This window comes from Pseudomonas sp. LB1P83, assembly GCF_054897885.1.
Genome location: NZ_CM142709.1, coordinates 2,856,260 through 2,874,785, shown reverse-complemented (window position 1 = coordinate 2,874,785; position 18,526 = coordinate 2,856,260). Strand labels below are relative to the sequence as shown.

General features: G+C 60.3%; 14 protein-coding genes. 8 read left to right on the top strand and 6 right to left on the bottom strand.

Going from position 1 to position 18,526, the window contains the following annotated elements; all coding sequences use genetic code 11:
- Positions 1 to 6: 6 nt before the first annotated feature.
- From ACYZTY_RS13315 to ACYZTY_RS13300, 4 genes are all read right to left on the bottom strand, one after another.
- Complete coding sequence (locus tag ACYZTY_RS13315; protein WP_461958873.1) at positions 7 to 738, bottom strand: hypothetical protein; 732 nt, start codon at positions 736 to 738, stop codon at positions 7 to 9.
- Positions 735 to 1,823, bottom strand: a complete 1,089-nt coding sequence (locus ACYZTY_RS13310; protein ID WP_461958872.1) for an AI-2E family transporter — start codon at positions 1,821 to 1,823, stop codon at positions 735 to 737. Before ACYZTY_RS13310 ends, ACYZTY_RS13315 begins: the two co-directional genes overlap by 4 nt.
- 78 nt (positions 1,824 to 1,901) lie before the next feature.
- Entirely contained in the window at positions 1,902 to 2,537 is a 636-nt protein-coding gene (locus tag ACYZTY_RS13305; protein ID WP_134421877.1) for a response regulator transcription factor, read from the bottom strand.
- Positions 2,538 to 2,541: 4 nt separating this feature from the next.
- Positions 2,542 to 4,818 (bottom strand): PAS domain-containing sensor histidine kinase, encoded by a 2,277-nt coding sequence (locus tag ACYZTY_RS13300; RefSeq protein ID WP_461958871.1) that lies wholly within the window; start codon positions 4,816 to 4,818, stop codon positions 2,542 to 2,544.
- Positions 4,819 to 5,048: 230 nt separating this feature from the next.
- Here ACYZTY_RS13300 and ACYZTY_RS13295 point away from each other — a divergent pair, with 230 nt between their 5' ends.
- The 6 genes from ACYZTY_RS13295 (at position 5,049) to phaR (ending at position 12,781) form a co-directional block, all read left to right on the top strand.
- Entirely contained in the window at positions 5,049 to 6,671 is a 1,623-nt protein-coding gene (locus ACYZTY_RS13295; protein ID WP_461958870.1) for an acyl-CoA synthetase, read from the top strand.
- Positions 6,672 to 6,793: 122 nt separating this feature from the next.
- Entirely contained in the window at positions 6,794 to 7,120 is a 327-nt protein-coding gene (locus tag ACYZTY_RS13290; protein ID WP_461958869.1) for a DUF485 domain-containing protein, read from the top strand.
- Positions 7,120 to 8,790, top strand: coding sequence for a cation acetate symporter (locus tag ACYZTY_RS13285; RefSeq protein WP_461958868.1), 1,671 nt, complete (start codon positions 7,120 to 7,122; stop codon positions 8,788 to 8,790). Before ACYZTY_RS13290 ends, ACYZTY_RS13285 begins: the two co-directional genes overlap by 1 nt.
- Positions 8,791 to 8,853: 63 nt before the next feature.
- On the top strand, positions 8,854 to 10,626 hold the full coding sequence (locus ACYZTY_RS13280) for an acyl-CoA dehydrogenase C-terminal domain-containing protein (protein WP_461958867.1): 1,773 nt from the start codon (positions 8,854 to 8,856) through the stop codon (positions 10,624 to 10,626).
- Positions 10,627 to 10,755: 129 nt separating this feature from the next.
- Positions 10,756 to 12,024: an OprD family porin gene (locus ACYZTY_RS13275; RefSeq protein WP_461958866.1), complete on the top strand. Its 1,269-nt coding sequence runs from the start codon at positions 10,756 to 10,758 to the stop codon at positions 12,022 to 12,024.
- 235 nt (positions 12,025 to 12,259) lie between these two features.
- Positions 12,260 to 12,781 (top strand): polyhydroxyalkanoate synthesis repressor PhaR, encoded by a 522-nt coding sequence (phaR, locus tag ACYZTY_RS13270; RefSeq protein WP_461958865.1) that lies wholly within the window; start codon positions 12,260 to 12,262, stop codon positions 12,779 to 12,781.
- A 37-nt stretch (positions 12,782 to 12,818) separates the two neighbouring features.
- Here the strand turns inward: phaR and phaP are convergent, their stop codons facing one another.
- A complete protein-coding gene (phaP, locus tag ACYZTY_RS13265; protein WP_461958864.1) occupies positions 12,819 to 13,388 on the bottom strand; it encodes a TIGR01841 family phasin in 570 nt (189 codons plus the stop codon).
- Between the two features lie 242 nt (positions 13,389 to 13,630).
- Here phaP and ACYZTY_RS13260 point away from each other — a divergent pair, with 242 nt between their 5' ends.
- Complete coding sequence (locus ACYZTY_RS13260) at positions 13,631 to 16,096, top strand: DUF3141 domain-containing protein (protein ID WP_461958863.1); 2,466 nt, start codon at positions 13,631 to 13,633, stop codon at positions 16,094 to 16,096.
- Positions 16,097 to 16,280: 184 nt separating this feature from the next.
- On the opposite strand, the gene ACYZTY_RS13255 is transcribed toward ACYZTY_RS13260, so the two are convergent.
- Positions 16,281 to 17,318, bottom strand: a complete 1,038-nt coding sequence (locus ACYZTY_RS13255) for an AraC family transcriptional regulator (protein WP_461958862.1) — start codon at positions 17,316 to 17,318, stop codon at positions 16,281 to 16,283.
- Between the two features lie 438 nt (positions 17,319 to 17,756).
- On the opposite strand from ACYZTY_RS13255, the gene phbB reads away from it, so the two are divergent.
- Positions 17,757 to 18,503, top strand: coding sequence for an acetoacetyl-CoA reductase (gene phbB, locus ACYZTY_RS13250; protein WP_461958861.1), 747 nt, complete (start codon positions 17,757 to 17,759; stop codon positions 18,501 to 18,503).
- The last annotated feature ends 23 nt before the right edge of the window (positions 18,504 to 18,526 follow it).

Below are 18,526 nucleotides of genomic sequence, written 5' to 3'. Positions count from 1 at the left end.
AGAGTATTACGAATAGCCGAGTTCGCTGAGATCGATAGCCACCAGCAACGCATCCTTGTTAGCCTGGCCGTCCTCTGCGCGTCGGTAGGCACGCCGCTTGCCGGGCATTCGCAGCCCGTCAGCTTCGATGTAGTCAGACACATATTGGGCGGCCGGCATGCCACCACTCACGTCGACGTTGTAATCGTGTCGACGCAGCAGGAAGTCTTCGCCGAAGTAGAAATCCTGTACGGCGCTGTGCGTGGCGATGCTTTCGGGGAAATGCACCCGCAAGCGACGCCAGCGCTGTGCGGCCTCTTGCCAGGGTTCGATTTCCTCGGTCACCACACCCGGCAACGTGAACAGGAATGGCATGGTCAGGTAGGACCAGAGCGCATAGCCGTTGAAGTACGCGCGATGCAGTGGATCCCAAGGGCTGTTTTCGTCGTGGTCGCGGAAAGATTCCCGGGGCGTCTGGCGCTCGGCGATCACCGTACCGTCCGTGGTTTCGATGGCGATTCTGTCGGGTGAATAGGCTGTCCGTTTATCCGGGCCACCAAAGGGAGTCACCGAGGCTTTCTGTTCATGCAGCCAAACGGTCATCTGGCGAGGGGCGCTGTCCTGGGTCAGCCCTTTCGCGCCCCAGAGCGAACCTCCGGTCACCAGCGTGGCGCGGACGGTGTCGAAGCTGTTCCAGCGGTCCAGACCACCATGGGCGGTCAGCACCTGATCCAGCAGTTGATGATCCTGCGCACTCATAATGGCGGCCCTCCTCCCTCCGGCGGTCGATCCTGCACCCATTGCCAGAATAATTGATAGCCAACGGCAAGCACTACCGGGCCGATGAACAGCCCGATGATGCCGCTGGTGACCATGCCGCCCAAGGCGCCGATCAGCACCACCGGCATCGGCACGTCGACACCGCGTCCTAACAGCAAAGGTTTGAGGACGTTATCCACCAGGCCGGCAATGAACACATAGATAGCGAAGATAATGGTCGCCGTGCTGGCCCCTTCGGTGGCAAAGACAAAGCCAATCACCGGCAGCGTAATCAGCGAGACCGGCAACTGCATGATGCCGAGCAGCAGCACCGCGAGGGCCAGCAAACCGGCGCCGGGGATGCCCTTGAAGACAAAGCCGAGGCCCACCAGCAGCATCTGGATGAAGGCGATGCCGACCACACCCAGCGCGACCGCGCGAATGGTGGCGGTGCACAGTTCGGCGATTTTCGGGCCCCTGGCCGGACCGCTGACTCTCGAGGCAATCTGGACCGCGGCGCGTCTGCCACCTTCACCATGGGCCATGAAAATTCCGGCAATGATCAAGGCGAAGATGAAGGTCAGGAATCCCATGCCGACACCGGCCAGTTTGCCCAACAGGCCCAGGCTGGCGTGTTTGATCTGCGGTACGTATTTCGCGGTCAGGTCGGGAAGATTGGTTGAGGCCTGTAGCCATAGATCAGAAAGCGGCTGGCCCACCAGTGGCCAACTGGCGACTGACTCGGCCGGTGGCGGAATGTGAAAACTGCCGCCCTTGACGATTTCCATCGCGTGTTCGACCGAGTCGGCAATCGAGGTGCCCAGCAGGTAGATCGGCACCATCAGGATGACGATGGCGATCAAAATGATCAGCGTCGCCACGTGCCCCGGTTTGTGCGTCCCCCGAATCCGTTCTTGCAGCGGATAGAGGGTGATCGCCAGGATCAGCGACCACAGCATCAAGTCGCGGAAGGGGCTGAATATCTCGAAGCAGAACAGCACCAGGACGGCGATCAGCCCTGCACGAATCAGTACATCAAGCAGCGTGCGAGTGAGCGTTTTTTCGGAAAAGGACGTGGGCTCCACGGATGCCTCCTTGCAGATCACTGCAACGGTAGCGGGTCGGTTAGCCCAGCATAGACGCTCAATACCCGGCGCGAATCCTCATCGCAGTTTCAGCGGGTCGACCAGTTCGGCGGCAATGGCCATGCCGACCAGGTCCGGCAGGGTATTGGCCTGCATGCGCTTCATCACGCGCGAGCGATACAGGTCGACGGTTTTTGCGCTGACGCCCAGTTGCTCGGCGATTTCGCGGGTGGTGTAACCCTGCACCAGCGGCAGCAAGACATCGCGCTCGCGTGGTGTCAGTGTCAGCAAGCGTGCCTGCAAGGCTTCATGGCCCTGGTTGCCCGAACGGTTGGCCGCGCAGTTGCTGAGCGCCTGTTGCACGCTGTCCAGCAACAACTGCTCGTTGTAGGGTTTCTCGATGAAGTCATGGGCGCCGGCCTTGAACGCGCGCACCACAATCGGCACATCGGCATGCCCGCTGACGAATATGATCGGCAGGTTCAGCTCACGTGCGCGCATCTCTTCCTGGACGTTCAAACCGCCCATGCCGGGCATGCGCACATCGAGCAGCACACAGGCATCGAGCGTGGCGTCACAGGCACTGAGAAACTCCACGCCACTGGTGAACGGCAAGGCCTTGAGCCCGACCGATTCCAGTAACCAGACCGTTGAATCAAGCATGCCCTGGTCATCGTCGACCACATACACCACGTGCTCCGTCACACCTGCCATTGCATTATTCCTGTTGTTGTTTTGTTGGGCCGGCAAGCGGCAAGCGGCAACTCATCAGCAGCCCGACCGGTTGGCGCCGGGCCTGCAATTCACCGCCAAAACCTTCGATGATGCTGCGGCTCATGGACAAGCCAAGGCCCAGCCCTTCGGCCTTGCTGGTATAGAACGGGGTAAAGATCTGCTCCAGTTCGGGCTCACTGACGCCCGGTCCCTGGTCTTGCACGCTGATTTCCACGGTTGCACCAATGCCCTGCTCCGCCGCCATCACGATCAGCGAAGGTTGCCCCGGATGTTGTTCGCGGTTGGCGTCGATGGCATTGCGCAACAGATTGAGCAGCACCTGCTCCAGCAACACCCGGTCGGCATAAACGGGCGGCAGATTATCCGGCAGTCGATCCTCGATTGTCACTTGGCAATTACTCGCCTCCCAGGCACACAAACGCACGGCCTCGCGGGCGACGTCGGTAAAATTCAGCGCCTGCATGCGGCGCTGGCCCTTGCGCAGAAACGCCCGCAGACGCTTGATCACTTCCGAGGCATGCGTGGCGTGATGGGTGATGCGTTGCAGCCCTTGGGCCACTCTTTCGGCGGCCTGGGGATTGGAATCGAGTGTGTGTAAATAGCGCTGACTGGCATTGGCATAATTGACCACAGCGGCCAGTGGCTGGTTGATTTCGTGGGCAATGCCCGAGGCCAACTCGCCCAGCGTGACCAGCCGCGCGGTGTGCGCCAATTCGTCTTGATGGCGGCGCTGTTGCACCTCGCGCAGTTCACGCTCCGTCATGTCCCGCGCCACCAATGAGTAATAACGCTCGCCGCCGGCCGAACGGTGCGCCAGCAACACCAGCGACACCGGCACTGAAGTGCCGCCACCAGGTGGCTGCAACCGCGCATCGGTGCTCCACACGCCGTCGCGTTCGGCGCTGCTCCAGCCGTCACGTTGCAGGCGCGTCAGGTCGGCGCTGGAAAACAGTTGCGCCAGGGCCGGCATCGGTTGTTCCTCGTCGATGCCGAGGATGCGCCGCGCCGCCGGGTTGAGGTAAGTCACTTGCCCGTCAGGGTCGATGAACAACACCGGATCGGTGTTGGCCTCGACGACTTCGGCCAGGCGCCGCTTGTTCTCTTCGGCTTGCACGCGGGCGGTGATGTCCCGGGATACGCTGACCACTTCGACCACCGCGCCGGTGTAGGTTTCACGAATCGCCCGGCTGGCGGTTTCGAACCACAAGTAATGCCCGGCACGATGGCGAATGCGGTAGGTCATGGTGTGATAACCGTCCTGCTCCAGAGCGTCTCGCGCGCGCTGGACCAGGTTGGCCAGGTCCTGACCATGGAACAGGCCCTGGGCCATTTGCCCGCGCAACTCTTCAGGCCAGTAACCGAGCAATGTCCAGGACGCCGGCGAGGCATCAAGAAAACGCCCGTCCGGGGTGTGCCGGGAAATCAGGTCGGTGGTGTTCTCGATGATCAGTCGGTACAGCCGCCGTGCCGTGGCCGCTTCACGTTCGGCCCGCACTTGGACCGTGGCATCACGACAACGGGCGAGCACGCGGTTGTCCTGGGGATCGGGGATAAACGTCCAGATCAGAATCTGCGCCTCGAACTGAGCTTCCACCCCTTCGATGGCCCGTTGCTGGTCAAGGCAGGCGCGCACCAGCACCCGGTGATTCACCGGCAAAAAGCCCAGCACTTCGGTCAGTGATTTTTCCGCGAGCAACGCCAGCAGCGCCGCATTGAACTCCAGCGGCCGGCCCTGCGCATCGAGCAACAGACTCGGTTGTGGGTCGTGACCCAACAGCGGTGACCCCCGCAGCATGCCGTTGACGCTGCTGAGCAAGGTCGTCAGCAAATCCTGCACCCAACCGAGCCAGTCAAGGCTCACGCCGTCACAGACTTCCACCAGCAACAGGCCTGCCTGCCCCGACTGCAAAGCCAGATCAAACACCTGGCCATGGCTGATCGCGGCCCGGCGCAACCGGCCGGACAACCAGCAATCGAGCTGCCGCACTTGCGCCAGGTCCAGCCGCCCGGTCTCGACCAGCCGATCAAACAGCAGTTGATCGCTGGCCAGCGACGGATCGCCCAGACCCGGAGGGAAATGCTGCGCCGCGCCCTCGTGGCTGTAAATCCGCGCAGTGGGTTGCCAGCTCAGATAAACCGCCCGGCGCACCTCGGGACATTCCTGCAACGCACGGCACAACGCATCAGCCCGGGCGGCCAGGGACACGCCTTCGCGTTGCAGGCGTAACCAGCTGTGCAATCGAACGGGGGTCAGGGTCATCACGGGGCCGCTTTGTCGGGGGAGCCAAGAATATACCGGCTCTAGAGGTATCGCCGCATTCATTTGGACGCCGAAGAATAAAATATAGTACAACTACTATACTGCGTAGGTTGTACTTCCATATGCATGGCAGATTGTTATATAAAGCAGGCCGGACATAAAGGATGACCTCAGCGGCTACGCTGAACAGGCCATCCATAGAGCTAACAATCAGCCACCGAGTACCCGTCATGTCGATCTATGAACAAGGGCTAGGCCCTTCGGCTGTCAATCATATTGCCTTGTCTCCGCTCAGCTTCATCGAGCGCACCGCCAGCGTTTACCCCCACTACCCGGCCGTCATCCACGGCTCGATTCGTCGTACCTGGGCGCAGACTTACACCCGCTGCCGACGTCTGGCCTCGGCGCTGGCCGGTCGCGGCATCGGCAAAAACGACACGGTGGCGGTGATGCTGCCTAATATCCCGGAGATGCTTGAAGTGCATTTCGGCGTGCCGATGATCGGCGCGGTGCTCAACCCGCTCAACGTACGCCTGGATGCCGAAGCCATTGCCTTCATGCTGCAGCATGGCGAGGCCAAGGTGCTGATCACCGATCGCGAATTCCACGACGTGATTCACGCGGCCATCGGCATGCTTGATCACCCGCCGTTGGTGATCGACGTCAATGACCCGGAATACGGTGAAGGCCAGGCCGTCAGCGACCTGGACTATGAAGCGCTGCTGGCCGAAGGCGATCCGGATTTCGACTGGCAATGGCCGGCCAACGAGTGGCAAGCCATCTCGCTGAACTACACCTCCGGCACCACCGGCAACCCCAAAGGCGTGGTTTACCACCATCGCGGCGCGTACCTGAACTCGCTGGGCAACCAGATGACCTGGGCCATGGGCAACCATCCGGTGTACCTCTGGACCTTGCCGATGTTCCATTGCAACGGGTGGTGCTACCCGTGGGTCATCACCGCAATGGCCGGCGTGCATGTGTTCCTGCGCCGGGTCGATCCGCAGAAAATCCTCACCCTGATCCGCGAGCATCAAGTGACGCACCTGTGCGCTGCGCCGATTGTGCTCAATGCCTTGGTCAACATGCCGGAATCGGCAAAAGCGGCCATCGATCACCCTGTCAATGCGATGGTCGCCGGCGCTGCACCGCCAGCCAAAGTGATTGGCGCCGTCGAAGAGATGGGCATCAAGGTCACCCACGTCTATGGCCTGACCGAAACCTACGGCCCAGTGACGCTCTGCGCCTGGCATGCCGAATGGGATGAGTTGGCGCTGGATGAACGAGCGCAAATCAAATCCCGTCAGGGCGTGCGCTACCCGACACTCGAAGGCGTGATGGTCGGCGACTCGAAGACGCTGGAACCCACCCCCCGCGACGGTCAAACCATCGGCGAGATTTTCATGCGCGGCAACACCGTGATGAAGGGTTACCTGAAGAACCCGACCGCCACCGCCGAAGCCTTCGAGGGCGGCTGGTTCCATACCGGCGACCTGGCGGTGTGTCATCCCAACGGTTATGTCGAGATCAAGGACCGGCTCAAGGACATCATCATTTCCGGCGGCGAGAACATTTCCACCATCGAACTGGAAGGCGTGCTGTATCGACATCCGGGTGTAATGGAAGCGGCCGTGGTTGCCCGTCCCGATGAAAAATGGGGCGAAACCCCTTGCGCCTTTGTCACCTTGAAGGCGGATCACCAGGACGTGCGCGAGGACGACATCATCAGTTTCTGCCGTGAACACCTGGCCGGTTTCAAAGTCCCGCGAACGGTGATCTTCACCCTGTTGCCGAAAACATCCACCGGCAAGATCCAGAAGTACGTTCTGCGCGACAGGGCCAAAGCGCTCTAACCCGAACCGACGTTTTACCCATCAAGCGGCAGGTGCCTTTACCTGCCGCTTCGGGTTCGTGCAGGCCGAATTCGGCTCTGCCCTGCCCCCGGACACATAACAAAAACAAGGTGGAGCCACCCATGATCGACATCCATTCAACCGATACCCAACGCTGTGAACGCATTCGGAGCAACCCGAAATTCCTTCAATTGGTGAGCAGCCGTTCGCGCCTGGCCTGGTCGCTGAGTGCCGCCGTGCTGGGCACTTACTACGGGTTCATGCTGGTGGTGGCGTTTGCCCCGCAGTGGCTGCATGCGCCGATCGCCGAACATCGGATGTTGACCCTGGGCATGCCGGTGGGCGCGGCGATCATCATTTTTTCCTGGCTCCTGACCGGTTGGTACGTCTACCGCGCCAATACGCGCTTCGATGCGCTGGGTGCCGCCATTCTTGAGGAGAGCAAGTGATGAACCTGTTCCGTAAGCTCATCCTCGCCACTGCCGGTCTGTTGCCGGCCTCCCTCGTCCTCGCCGCCCCGACCGTGGGCGCGGTGGACAAACAACCGCTCAACCTGCATGCCATCGGCATGTTCTTCGTCTTCGTGCTGGGCACCCTGGCGATTACCTGGTGGGCCGCGCGGCAAACCAAATCCACCTCGGACTTCTACACCGCAGGCGGTGGCATTACCGGGTTCCAGAACGGTCTGGCGATTGCCGGCGACTACATGTCCGCGGCCACGCTGCTGGGGCTGTCCAGCCTGGTGTTCGCCAAAGGCTACGATGGTTTCATCTATACCATCGGCTTCTTCGTCGGCTGGCCGATCATCACCTTCCTGATGGCCGAGCGCCTGCGCAACCTGGGCCGCTACACCTTCGCCGACATCGTTTCCTATCGACTGGACCAGAACAAGGTGCGGATCTTCGCCGCGTTCGGTTCGCTGACGGTGGTGTGCTGCTACCTGATCGTGCAGATGGTCGGCGCCGGTCAGTTGATCAAGTTGCTGTTCGGTCTCGACTACCCGGTTGCCGTGGTGATCGTCGGTGCGTTGATGCTGGTCTACGTGATTTTCGGCGGCATGATCGCTACCACGTGGGTGCAGATCATCAAGGCTGTGTTGCTGCTCGCTGGCGGCACGACCCTGGCGGTCATGGCCATGTCGCAATTCGGTTTCAGCTACGAAACCCTGGCAGACAAAGCGGTCCAGGCCCATGCCAGTGGCTGGAACATCATGGGCCCCGGCTCAATGCTCGCCGACCCGATCAACACCGCTTCGATGTCCCTGGGCCTGGTGTTCGGGATTGCCGGTCTGCCGCACATCCTGATGCGTTTCTTCACCGTGCCTAACGCCAAGGAAGCGCGCAAGTCGGTGTTCTACGCCACAGGCTTCATCGGCTTCTTCTTCCTGGTTGTCTGCACCCTGGGCTTTGCCGCGATGGTGATCATCGGCACCGACCCGCAGTACTACGTCAACGGTGAAGTCGGCGGCGCCTTGATCGGCGGCGGCAACATGGTCGCCATGCACCTGGCCAAAGCGGTCGGTGGCAACCTGTTCTTCGGTTTCCTCTCGGCCGTGGCCTTTGCCACCATCCTCGCGGTGGTCTCCGGGCTGGCGCTGGCAGGTGCTTCGGCGATATCCCATGACCTCTACGCCACGGTGTTCAAGAAAGGCAAAGCCAGCCAGAAACAGGAAATGCGCGTGACCCGCATGGCCACGGTGGGCCTGGGCATCATCGCGATTCTGTTGGGCATTCTGTTCGAGAAGATGAACGTCGCGTTCCTCGTAGGCCTGACCTTCGGCATCGCCGCCTCGACCAACTTCCCGGTGCTGATCATGGCCATGTACTGGAAAGGCCTGACCACCAAAGGCGCAATCATCGGCGGTTTCGCCGGCCTGATCTGCGCTTTGGTACTGGTGATCCTGTCGCCAGCGGTCTGGGTCACCGTGCTCGGCCATGCCCACGCGATCTTCCCGTACGACCACCCGGCGCTGTTCTCCATGCCGCTGGCGTTCTTCGTGATCGTGGTGGTGTCGAAACTCGACCGCAGCGTACGCGCCGACAAGGAACGTGATGCCTACGCCGACCAGTTCGTTCGCGCCCAGACTGGCCTCGGCGCCGCCAGTGCTTCCGCTCATTGATTGAAAGGGCACGGCCCGCCGTTGCGGCGCCGTGGCCATCGCACACCTTTTGAGGTTCACGTTATGCCCGAATTCAACGCCCCGCTGCGCGACATGCGCTTTGTGCTGCATGAAGTGTTCGACGCCCCGGCCCTGTGGGCCCGCCTGCCAGCCCTGGCCGACAGCGTCGACGCCGCCACCGCTGACGCCATTCTGGAAGAGGCGGCGAAAGTCACCTCGCACCTGATTGCGCCGTTGAATCGCAGCGGCGACGAAGAAGGCGCCCAGTGGCTTGATGGCCAGGTCAGCACGCCGATCGGTTTCAAACAGGCTTATGCCACCTACATCGAAGGCGGTTGGGTGGGCTTGTCCGGTAACGCTGATTTCGGCGGCATGGGCATGCCGAAAATGCTCGCCGTGCAATTCGAAGAAATGCTCTACGGCGCCAATTCAAGCTTCGCCCTGTATTCGGCGTTGAGTTCCGGCGCCTGCCTGGCGCTGGATGCCCACGCCAGCGAGACCTTGAAAAACCTCTACCTGCCGCCGATGTATGAAGGCCGTTGGGCCGGCTCCATGTGCCTGACCGAAGCCCACGCCGGCACTGACCTGGGGATCATCCGCACCCGCGCCGAACCTCAGGCCGACGGCAGCTTCAGCATCACCGGCAGCAAGATCTTCATCACCGGTGGCGATCAGGACCTGACCGAAAACATCGTTCATCTGGTGCTGGCCAAACTGCCGGACGCGCCGGCCGGGCCGAAAGGCATTTCGTTGTTCGTCGTGCCTAAAGTGCGGGTCAACGCCGACGGTTCCCTCGGCGAGGCCAACGCCGTGAGCTGCGGTTCGATCGAACACAAGATGGGCATCAAGGCCTCGGCCACCTGCGTGATGAACTTCGACGGCGCCAGCGGTTGGCTGGTCGGCGAAGCCAACAAAGGCCTGGCGGCGATGTTCACCATGATGAACTACGAACGCCTGTCCATCGGCATTCAGGGCATTGGCTGCGCCGAAGCGTCCTACCAGAGTGCCGTGGCTTACGCTCGCGAACGTGTGCAGAGTCGCGCGCCGACCGGTGCGATTGCCCCGGACAAAGTGGCGGACCCGATCATCGTTCACCCCGACGTGCGCCGCATGCTGCTGAGCATGAAAGCCATGACCGAGGGCGGCCGCGCCTTCGCCAGTTATGTCGGACAGCAACTGGACCTGGCGAAGTTTTCCGACGACGCCAAGGAACGCGACAACGCCCAAACCCTGGTCGCGCTGCTGACCCCGGTGGCCAAGGCTTTCTTCACCGACACCGGTCTGGAAAGCTGCATCAACGGCCAGCAAGTGTTCGGCGGCCATGGCTACATCCGCGAATGGGGCCAGGAACAATTGGTCCGTGACGTGCGCATCGCACAGATCTATGAAGGCACCAACGGCATTCAGGCCCTGGACTTGCTTGGACGCAAAGTACTCGCCGATAGCGGTGCTGCGCTGCGCCAGTTTACCGGTGAGATCCGTCATTTCGCCCACCAGCCCGATGCGCCCTACTCCGTCCAGTTGTTCGATGCCGTGCAGCGTCTGGAAGACCTGAGCGACTGGCTGCAGGATCAGGCCGCGACCAATCGCAATGAAGTCGGCGCAGCTTCGGTCGAGTATTTGCACCTGTTCGGTTACGTCGCTTACGCCTGGCTTTGGGCGCGCATGGCACAGGTTGCCAAGCAAAAGCTGAACGAGGACCAAGGGTTCTACGGGGCGAAAATCGCCACCGCCGATTTCTACATCCATCGCCTGCTGCCGCGCATTTTGAGCCTGGAGCAATCCATTCGCGCGGGCAGCGCTTCCTTGTTTGGCCTGAGCGCCGAACAGTTCTAACGATTGAACCGCACGCGGCGCCACGCTCCTCTCGATTCGGTGTTCGCGTTTTTTTATTGATAAGCCCTCGCCCATTTGGCGAGGGCCGCGGGACCTGTCTTTCCATAATAAAAACAAAGGGGCTTCATCATGGACCGCAACACCCGCACCCTCGCTACCCGACTGTTGCTGGCCGGCGGCGTCATCAGCCTCTCGGCCCCCGCCGCTGCTGACTTTGTCAAAGACAGCAAGGCCAGCCTCGAGCTGCGCAACTTCTATTTCAACCGTGATTATCGTCAGGACAACGCCGCCCAATCCAAACAAGAGGAATGGGCCCAGGGTTTCCTGCTGCGCTATGAGTCAGGCTTCACCGACGGATTGATCGGCGTCGGTTTCGATGCCATCGGCCTGGTCGGCGTCAAGCTCGATTCCAGCCCTGATCGGGCGGGTTCCGGCCTGCTCAAACGGCATGGCGACACGAGCAAAGGCGCGCAGGACGAGTACGGCGAACTGGGTTTGACCGCCAAACTGCGCGCCTCCAAAAGCACGCTGAAACTCGGCACGCTGCTGCCGAAACTGCCGACGGTACTGGCCAACGATTCACGGCTGTTGCCGCAAACCTTCAAGGGCGGTCAATTGACGTCGCTGGAAATTGAAGGCCTGACTGCGGATGCCGGGCGGCTGTCCCAGGTCAATCAGCGCGACTCCTCCGACTACGAGGACATGGGCATCACCCGAACCGGCGCCAAAGGCATCACCACGCGGCATGTCGACAGCGACAGTTTTGATTTCGCCAGCCTGAACTACAAATGGACCAGCAACCTCGCCACAGGCTACAGCTACGGTCACCTCGACAATTTCTACAGCCAGCACCTGGTGAACCTGACCTACGTGATGCCGGTGACGACGGGCCAATCGTTGAAGACGGACCTGCGCTTTGCCCGCTCCACGGATGATGGCGGCAGCAATGTCGACAACAATGCCATTGGCGCGATGTTCACCTACAGCCTTGGCGGGCATGCGCTGGGCCTGGGTTATCAAGGCATGAGCGGCGACACCGGCTTCGCCTACGTCAACGGCACCGATGCGTTCCTGGTGAACTTCGTGCAGATCGGCGACTTCGCCAGCAAGGATGAAAAATCCTGGCAAGCGCGTTACGACTACAACTTTGCGGCCATGGGCGTGCCCGGGCTGACCTTCATGACCCGCTACATCACCGGCGACAATATCGATTTGGGCGGCAACCGTCCGGAAGGCAAGGAATGGGAGCGGGATACCGACATTGGATATGTGGTGCAAAGCGGTCCGCTGAAAAATGTCGGGGTGAAATGGCGTAATGCGACGGTGCGTTCGACTAACTTCGGCAGTGACCTAGATGAGAACCGCTTGATCGTCAGCTATACGTTGCCGATCTGGTAAATCGATACCGGTTTTACAAGGGGGGACTCGCTTGGCGGCGCAGTCCTCTTTTTTTCTTCAGGTTTTGCGGTGTGTTGGTGAGCCTGCTCGCGAGCAGGCTGGCTCCTACAGTGGATCTTCAGTGCTTACAAGTCCCCTGTAGGAGCGAGCCTGCTCGCGAAGGCGGCCTCAAGGGCGCCAAAGATGAGAGTAGGTTAAGATGCCTGCAAACCAGGCTCGCCACGAGACGCCCCGCATGCCAGATAACAGTCGGAACACGCCCCGCCTGATCAAGAAATACCCCAATCGCCGACTGTATGACACCCACACCAGCAGTCATTTGACGCTGGCGGACGTCCGCCAATTGGTCGTCGATAAAGTTGCGTTTCAGGTGGTCGATGCCAAGAGCGGCGAAGACCTGACGCGCAGCATCCTGCTGCAAGTAATTCTGGAAGCCGAAAGCGGCGGTGAGCCGATCTTCACCAGCGAGATGCTGATGGGGATTATCCAGTTCTATGGTCCGTACCAGGGCGTGCTCGGCAGCTACCTGGACAAAAGCATCCAGACCGTCATCGACATTCAGTCGCAGACCGGCGCGCAGTCGTCCGAAGCCTGGAGCGACTTCATGCATCAACAGGCCCCGGTCATGCAGGACCTGATGCGCCAGTATGTCGACCAGTCCAAGGCGTTGTACCTCAATACCCAAAACCTGTTCGGCATGTTTGGCGGCAAACCCGGCACCGATAACGGGCCGAAAAAAAATGGCGATGGGGAATAAACCCATCGCCATTTTTGTGCTGCTGGCCTGATTTGACTTACTTGTTACCGCTGGTGGCCTTGGCGCTTGCTTCTGGCGCTGCTTTGGTGGCAGCGGCAGTGGCGGCGTCAAAATTGCTCTGAGCCACATCGGAAGCCTGTTTCACGGCTTTCTGTGCGCTTTCAAACACGGTACCGGCATTCGCCAGGCCCGACTTGAACGCAGCGACTACAGGCTCGGAGCCGGCCGGTGCATTCTTGCTGATCGCTTCAACAAACTCATTCACCTGCTGGGTGCCCGCCTCGACCTGACTCGACGTCAGTTTGGCGATGTCCGACTGCGTGCCCACGATCAGCGCTTGAACCTGACGATTGAACTCGGCCAGACGTTCGGTCTGCGCGCTCGGCTGGGTGAACGACGCCTGCAAATCAGCAAAACCTTGTGGATCACGCACGGCCAACAATTTGCGCACGCCTTCGAAGTGCTCTTCGGTGGAGTCGCGCAGTGCCTTGAACTGCAACTGGCTCAGCTGTTCAACGCTGGCGAAGACTTTGCCGCTGATTTGCTGCAAAAGATCGAGGTTGGCTTTCTGAGCGGTTTGCAGTTTTTCCGAATTGAAAAAAGACATGCTTGAATCTCCTGGTACTGGAAGGCCCTGATGGACCTGAGGACGCGATAGCGATCCTGCCAGACATCGCGTTAGCCTTGATATTGCAGTGCACAAAATCATTTGGCAACGTCTATTTTGTGCGGCGCACAATAAAACCCCGTCCTCGGCTGATATTCCCTATACACTCGTGAAAATCGGATGACCGGCCTGGCTTCTATCAGTCAGGGCGACGTTCCCACGCACTGCGTCAGGAGTTCACGATGGGTCAGGAAGAAAATATTGCGCTGCAAGATGAAGGGCTTTCGTCACCGACCGGTTTGTTCGAACACCTGAACCATCTGCAGCGCCTCAACACCCGCAACGTGCTCGACGCCGTGCAACAGCGCCAGGCCAAAACCTACGCGCCTTCAAGCCTTGGGCAACTCAGGCAGCCGACGGCCGCTGACTGGCAGGAATACCTCACGGACGTGGGTCAACGCAGCGTGCTGTTCTGGGACACCTTGCGTCAACGCGGCGACAACACCCTGGCCCACGAGCGCGCCGGGTATCCGCTGCTGCTCAAGTTCAATCATGAAACCCTGGTCGCCGGTGAAGACCTGCCGCGCCCGGTCAACTACTCGCTGCTGCAGATCCTCGCGGGCCCCGGCCAACTGCTCGACAGTAAAAAACAGCCGGTGATCATCATCGACCCTCGCGGCGGTCACGGCTCGGGGATCGGCGGTTTCAAACAGGATTCGGTCATCGGCGAAAGCCTGCGAGCCGGCCATCCCACCTACTTCATCTCGTTCAGCCATTCGCCACGCCCAGGGCAGACCCTTGCAGACATTGTTGAGGCCCAGGCGCGCTTCATCGAAGAGGTCAGCGCCCGACATCCCGCCAGCGCCAAACCCGTGGTGATCGGCAACTGCCAGGCAGGCTGGGCATTGATGGGCCTGGCCGCCACCCGCCCGGAATTGCCGGGATTGATCATCGTCAATGGCGCGCCGCTGTCGTACTGGGCCGGCGTCAATGGCCGCAATCCGATGCGCTACACCGGCGGTTTGCTGGGTGGCGGCTGGATGGCGCGGCTGGGCAGCGACCTGGGTAATGACCGTTTCGACGGCACTTGGCTGGTGAGCAATTTCGAAAGCCTCGACCCGGCCAACACCTGGTGGGGCAAGTACTACCACCTGTTCAGTGAAGTTGACAGCGAGGCCCCACGCTTTCTGGACTTCGAGCGCTGGTGGGGCAGTCCGACCCTACTCAATGGCGAGGAAATCGAGATGATTGTCGACGACCTGTTCATCGGCAATCAGCTGTCCGGCGGCCTCGGGCGCAAGAGCAGCGGGCTCGACCTCAAACGCATCGAAGTGCCGGTGGTGGTGTTTTGCTCCTATGGCGACAACATCACCTCGCCGCAGCAGGCGCTGGACTGGATCACCGACGTCTACCCCAGCGATCTGGCCCTGCAAAATGCCAGTCGCACCATCGTTTACTTGCGGCACGCGAGTATCGGTCATCTGGGCATCTTCGTGTCCGGCGAAGTCGCTCGGCGTGAACACCGAGAGCTGTTGGGCGCGGTCGAAGCGATCAATGAACTGCCGGGCGGGCTGTATGAAATGCTCATTGATGACCTGCCGGAGCTATCAGACACACCGTACGCCGTGCGCTTCGAGCGCCGGCGTATCGCCGACATCCACGGTGAAGTGCAGCCGCCCCGTGATGACGATCGCGAATTCGCGCTGGTCGAGCGTGCGTCTGATTTCAACAACACGCTTTACGACGGATTTGTACGGCCGTGGTTGCGCCAGTTGATCAACGAACCGGCCGCCGAACTGATGCGCAAGGCACACCCGTTTCACCAGCAACAGGTGATGTGGAACAGTTTGAACCCGGCACTGTGGTGGCTGGCAGGCAGTGCCGCCCACGTGAGCACGGATCGTCAACCCGCAAGCCCGGCCAATCCATTGCTGGCCTGGCAGGCATTGTTTTCCAACCAGATACAGGACGCGTTGAACGGCTATCGGGACCTGCGTGATGCCGCACAGGAAATGTGTTTTTACGGCGTGTATGGCGTACTCAATAGCCTCGCCGGCAATGCACCGGGGCGCAATCTTCAGGCCCATGCCGAGCAGCACGATAAAGTCTTGATCGAACGCCTTCAGGACGCCCTGCCCCTTGGCGGTCTGATGGAGGCCTTGATCCGGATCTTGTTCCTGCTGGGCCGTGACAGCGATGAACCGGGCAAGCAAAGCGTCGAGAAGCTGATCCTGCAATTGCAGGTGCTGCTCCAGGATTACAGCGCCGAGCCGCTGGACCTGCGCGAAACCCTGCGCCTGCAAAAACTGCTGGTCGCCACCCACCCGCAGGAAAGCCTGCACAGCCTGCCCCTGATGCTGTCCGAGGTCGAAGAACGCCAACAAGTGTTGGCGGCCGTTGCCAATTTGCTGCCGGAATTGCTGACCAGCGGCGCAGACAATCCGTTCTGGTGTGAGCTGCATACGCTGCTTGATGTGCCGCTGCCGGGTTTCAATCTGACTCAACCGCCTGGTGAAGCCGATGTTGTCGTAGAGAAAGCCCCGGCGATAACCCCGGAGCCGAAGCCGAAAACTGCGGTCGTCGTACCAGAGCCCGTCAAACGAAAGCCCCCGGTGATCGTCGCTGAGCCGATTGCCCCGGTAACGCCGACAAAAACGCGCAAACCCGCCAAGGGCAAAAAAGGCGCGAAGAAACCTCCTGCACCATGATGAACAACCTGTGGGAGTGAGCCTGTGTGTGGCGAGGGAGCTTGCTCCCGCTGGGTCGCGAAGCGGCCCCAGAAGCTTTGCGACTGCTTCGCAGCCGAGCGGGAGCAAGCTCCCTCGCCACAAAGCCCCCCTCCCACAAGGGATTCGTTGCTTACAAAATGCTCAAGCTCTGACGAACACCGCGTCACACCGGCGCGGCTTCCTCGATTTCAAACGATTCATCGGAGCGATACTGACCCGGTGTCATGCCAAACCAGCGGCTACAGGCTTTGTTAAAGCTGCTGTGATCATGAAAACCAAGGAGATACGCGACATGCTTCATGTTGAAGTGAGAGTGGCGCAGGTAGAAATCGGCCAGTTGCCGGCGCACCGCGTTCTGCACATCCTTGAATTGCGTCCCCTCCTTTTCCAGGGCGCGTTGCAGCGTGCGCTTGCTGATGTTCAACGCCGCCGCGATCGACTCCATGTCGCACTGCCCCTGACCCTGACTCAAGCGCTCGGTAATCAGCGCGCGAGTCCTGCCGACAATGCAAAAACCAAACAGCAGGTCCAGTTGCGCCTCGGCAAAACTGTCATGCAGCACCGCCAACGCTTCATTGGCCATGCTCAACGGCCGCATCAGCTCCTGCCCGTCAAACAAAATGCTGTCGTAAGGCGCGTCGAAATGCAGATCGCAGCCAAACAGCCGACGATGCTCGGAGATGTCTTCAGGTTCGGGATAAGTGAACTCAACACTCAAGGGATGCGGTGCGTCGCCGCCCAACAGCTTGCGGCAGAAACCCAGCAATGACGCCAGACCGGCATCGGTGTACTGGCGCGGTTTAATCGAACCGTGCTGCTGATGGTCGAGCCCGGACAGGCGGTAATGTTGCTGTTCCGAGGTAAAGAAAAGGCTGAACCCGGTGCCAATCAACGGACTGAAACGAACCAGGCGTTCAAGGGCTTTTTTCAGATTCAGGCTGGACATCATGGTGTAGCCGACGATCTGAAAGCTGCCGGGGTGGAAACTGCCATAGGCCCGTAAGCCAATGTCCGGATCGCCCGAGGCCTGAGCGGCCAGTTCCCATAATCGATAGATGGCCTTTCGCTCGCAAAACGCTCCTGGTTTGTCCGCGAGATTAATATCCAGTCCAGCCTCCCGACACAGACTGGCAACATCCAGTCCTTGAGCCGAGAGCGTATTTACCAGCACGCTGGCATAGCCTGAACTCATTCTATACATGGCGTCCTCAATGACCTGTGGAACCGAACATCCTGTCCGGAGCCATGACTGATCTGCGGTGAATCAAATACTAACGGGGGGTTCCATTGCCAATATTGATCCCAGTATAGGTAACTCTCATTTTTAGCCACTGTTCCCGGTCATTCGTCGCCTTGTAGCAGCTGACGAGCAACGCGAGACTACGTTCGGCTGCGAAGCAGTCGTAAACCCTGAATGCACGGTCCACCTGACACACTGAAGCGCATGACTTCACGACTGCTGCGCAGCCGAACGCAGCCTCGCGTTGCTCGGCAGCTGCTACAGGCCAGCGGTGAAGGGGCGATTTGCACATGGCACCGATGGACACCACACCGTCACCTCCCAACACTTCCGCATCCCCCGCCAATACCGAACAATCCTTCCATCTTGCAACGCAAAAATATAAAAGGAACGGAGCTTATGAAGTCGCTTGGTCGTATTGCGTTGGTCACGGGTGGTATGGGTGGGATTGGCACTGCGATAAGCCAGCGCCTGTACAAGGAAGGATTCAAGGTCATCGTCGGTTGCAGCGCTGATTCCGCCCGCAAGAACGACTGGATTGCCGCTCAATTGGCGGCGGGTTATCAGTTCGAGTGCATCTACGGCGACATCACCGATTGGGAGTCGACGCGCAAGGCATTCGAGATGGCGCGGGAACAATTCGGCCCGGTCGATGTGCTGGTCAACAACGCCGGCATCACTCGTGATGCCTCCTTTCGCAAGCTGACGCCCGAGGACTGGAACGCGGTCATCGGCACCAACCTGACGGGCCTGTTCAACACCACCAAGCAGGTGATTGAAGGCATGTTGGCCAAGGGCTGGGGACGGGTGATCAACATCTCCTCGATCAACGGTCAGCGCGGCCAGTTCGGCCAGACCAACTACAGCGCGGCCAAGGCCGGCATCCATGGCTTCACCATGGCCCTGGCGCGGGAAGTGTCCGGCAAGGGCGTGACCGTCAACACCGTCTCCCCGGGTTACATCCAGACCAGCATGACCGCGGCCATCCGCCCGGACATTCTCGACACCATGATCGCGGCAACCCCCGTCGGGCGCCTCGGCCAACCCGAAGAAATCGCCTCCATCGTCGCCTGGCTGGCGTCCGATGAATCGGGCTACAGCACCGGCGCCGACTTCTCGGTGAACGGCGGCATGAACATGCAGTAGACCGATCAGGGCAAGGACGCCCT

Coding starts and splice junctions, on each gene's coding strand:
- ACYZTY_RS13290 (WP_461958869.1), top strand. CDS start 6,794: ATGATCGACATCCATTCAACCGATACCCAACGCTGTGAACGCATTCGG.
- phbB (WP_461958861.1), top strand. CDS start 17,757: ATGAAGTCGCTTGGTCGTATTGCGTTGGTCACGGGTGGTATGGGTGGG.
- ACYZTY_RS13305 (WP_134421877.1), bottom strand. CDS start 2,537: ATGGCAGGTGTGACGGAGCACGTGGTGTATGTGGTCGACGATGACCAG.
- phaP (WP_461958864.1), bottom strand. CDS start 13,388: ATGTCTTTTTTCAATTCGGAAAAACTGCAAACCGCTCAGAAAGCCAAC.
- ACYZTY_RS13280 (WP_461958867.1), top strand. CDS start 8,854: ATGCCCGAATTCAACGCCCCGCTGCGCGACATGCGCTTTGTGCTGCAT.
- ACYZTY_RS13275 (WP_461958866.1), top strand. CDS start 10,756: ATGGACCGCAACACCCGCACCCTCGCTACCCGACTGTTGCTGGCCGGC.
- ACYZTY_RS13255 (WP_461958862.1), bottom strand. CDS start 17,318: ATGTATAGAATGAGTTCAGGCTATGCCAGCGTGCTGGTAAATACGCTC.
- ACYZTY_RS13260 (WP_461958863.1), top strand. CDS start 13,631: ATGGGTCAGGAAGAAAATATTGCGCTGCAAGATGAAGGGCTTTCGTCA.
- phaR (WP_461958865.1), top strand. CDS start 12,260: ATGCCAGATAACAGTCGGAACACGCCCCGCCTGATCAAGAAATACCCC.
- ACYZTY_RS13300 (WP_461958871.1), bottom strand. CDS start 4,818: ATGACCCTGACCCCCGTTCGATTGCACAGCTGGTTACGCCTGCAACGC.
- ACYZTY_RS13295 (WP_461958870.1), top strand. CDS start 5,049: ATGTCGATCTATGAACAAGGGCTAGGCCCTTCGGCTGTCAATCATATT.
- ACYZTY_RS13285 (WP_461958868.1), top strand. CDS start 7,120: ATGAACCTGTTCCGTAAGCTCATCCTCGCCACTGCCGGTCTGTTGCCG.
- ACYZTY_RS13315 (WP_461958873.1), bottom strand. CDS start 738: ATGAGTGCGCAGGATCATCAACTGCTGGATCAGGTGCTGACCGCCCAT.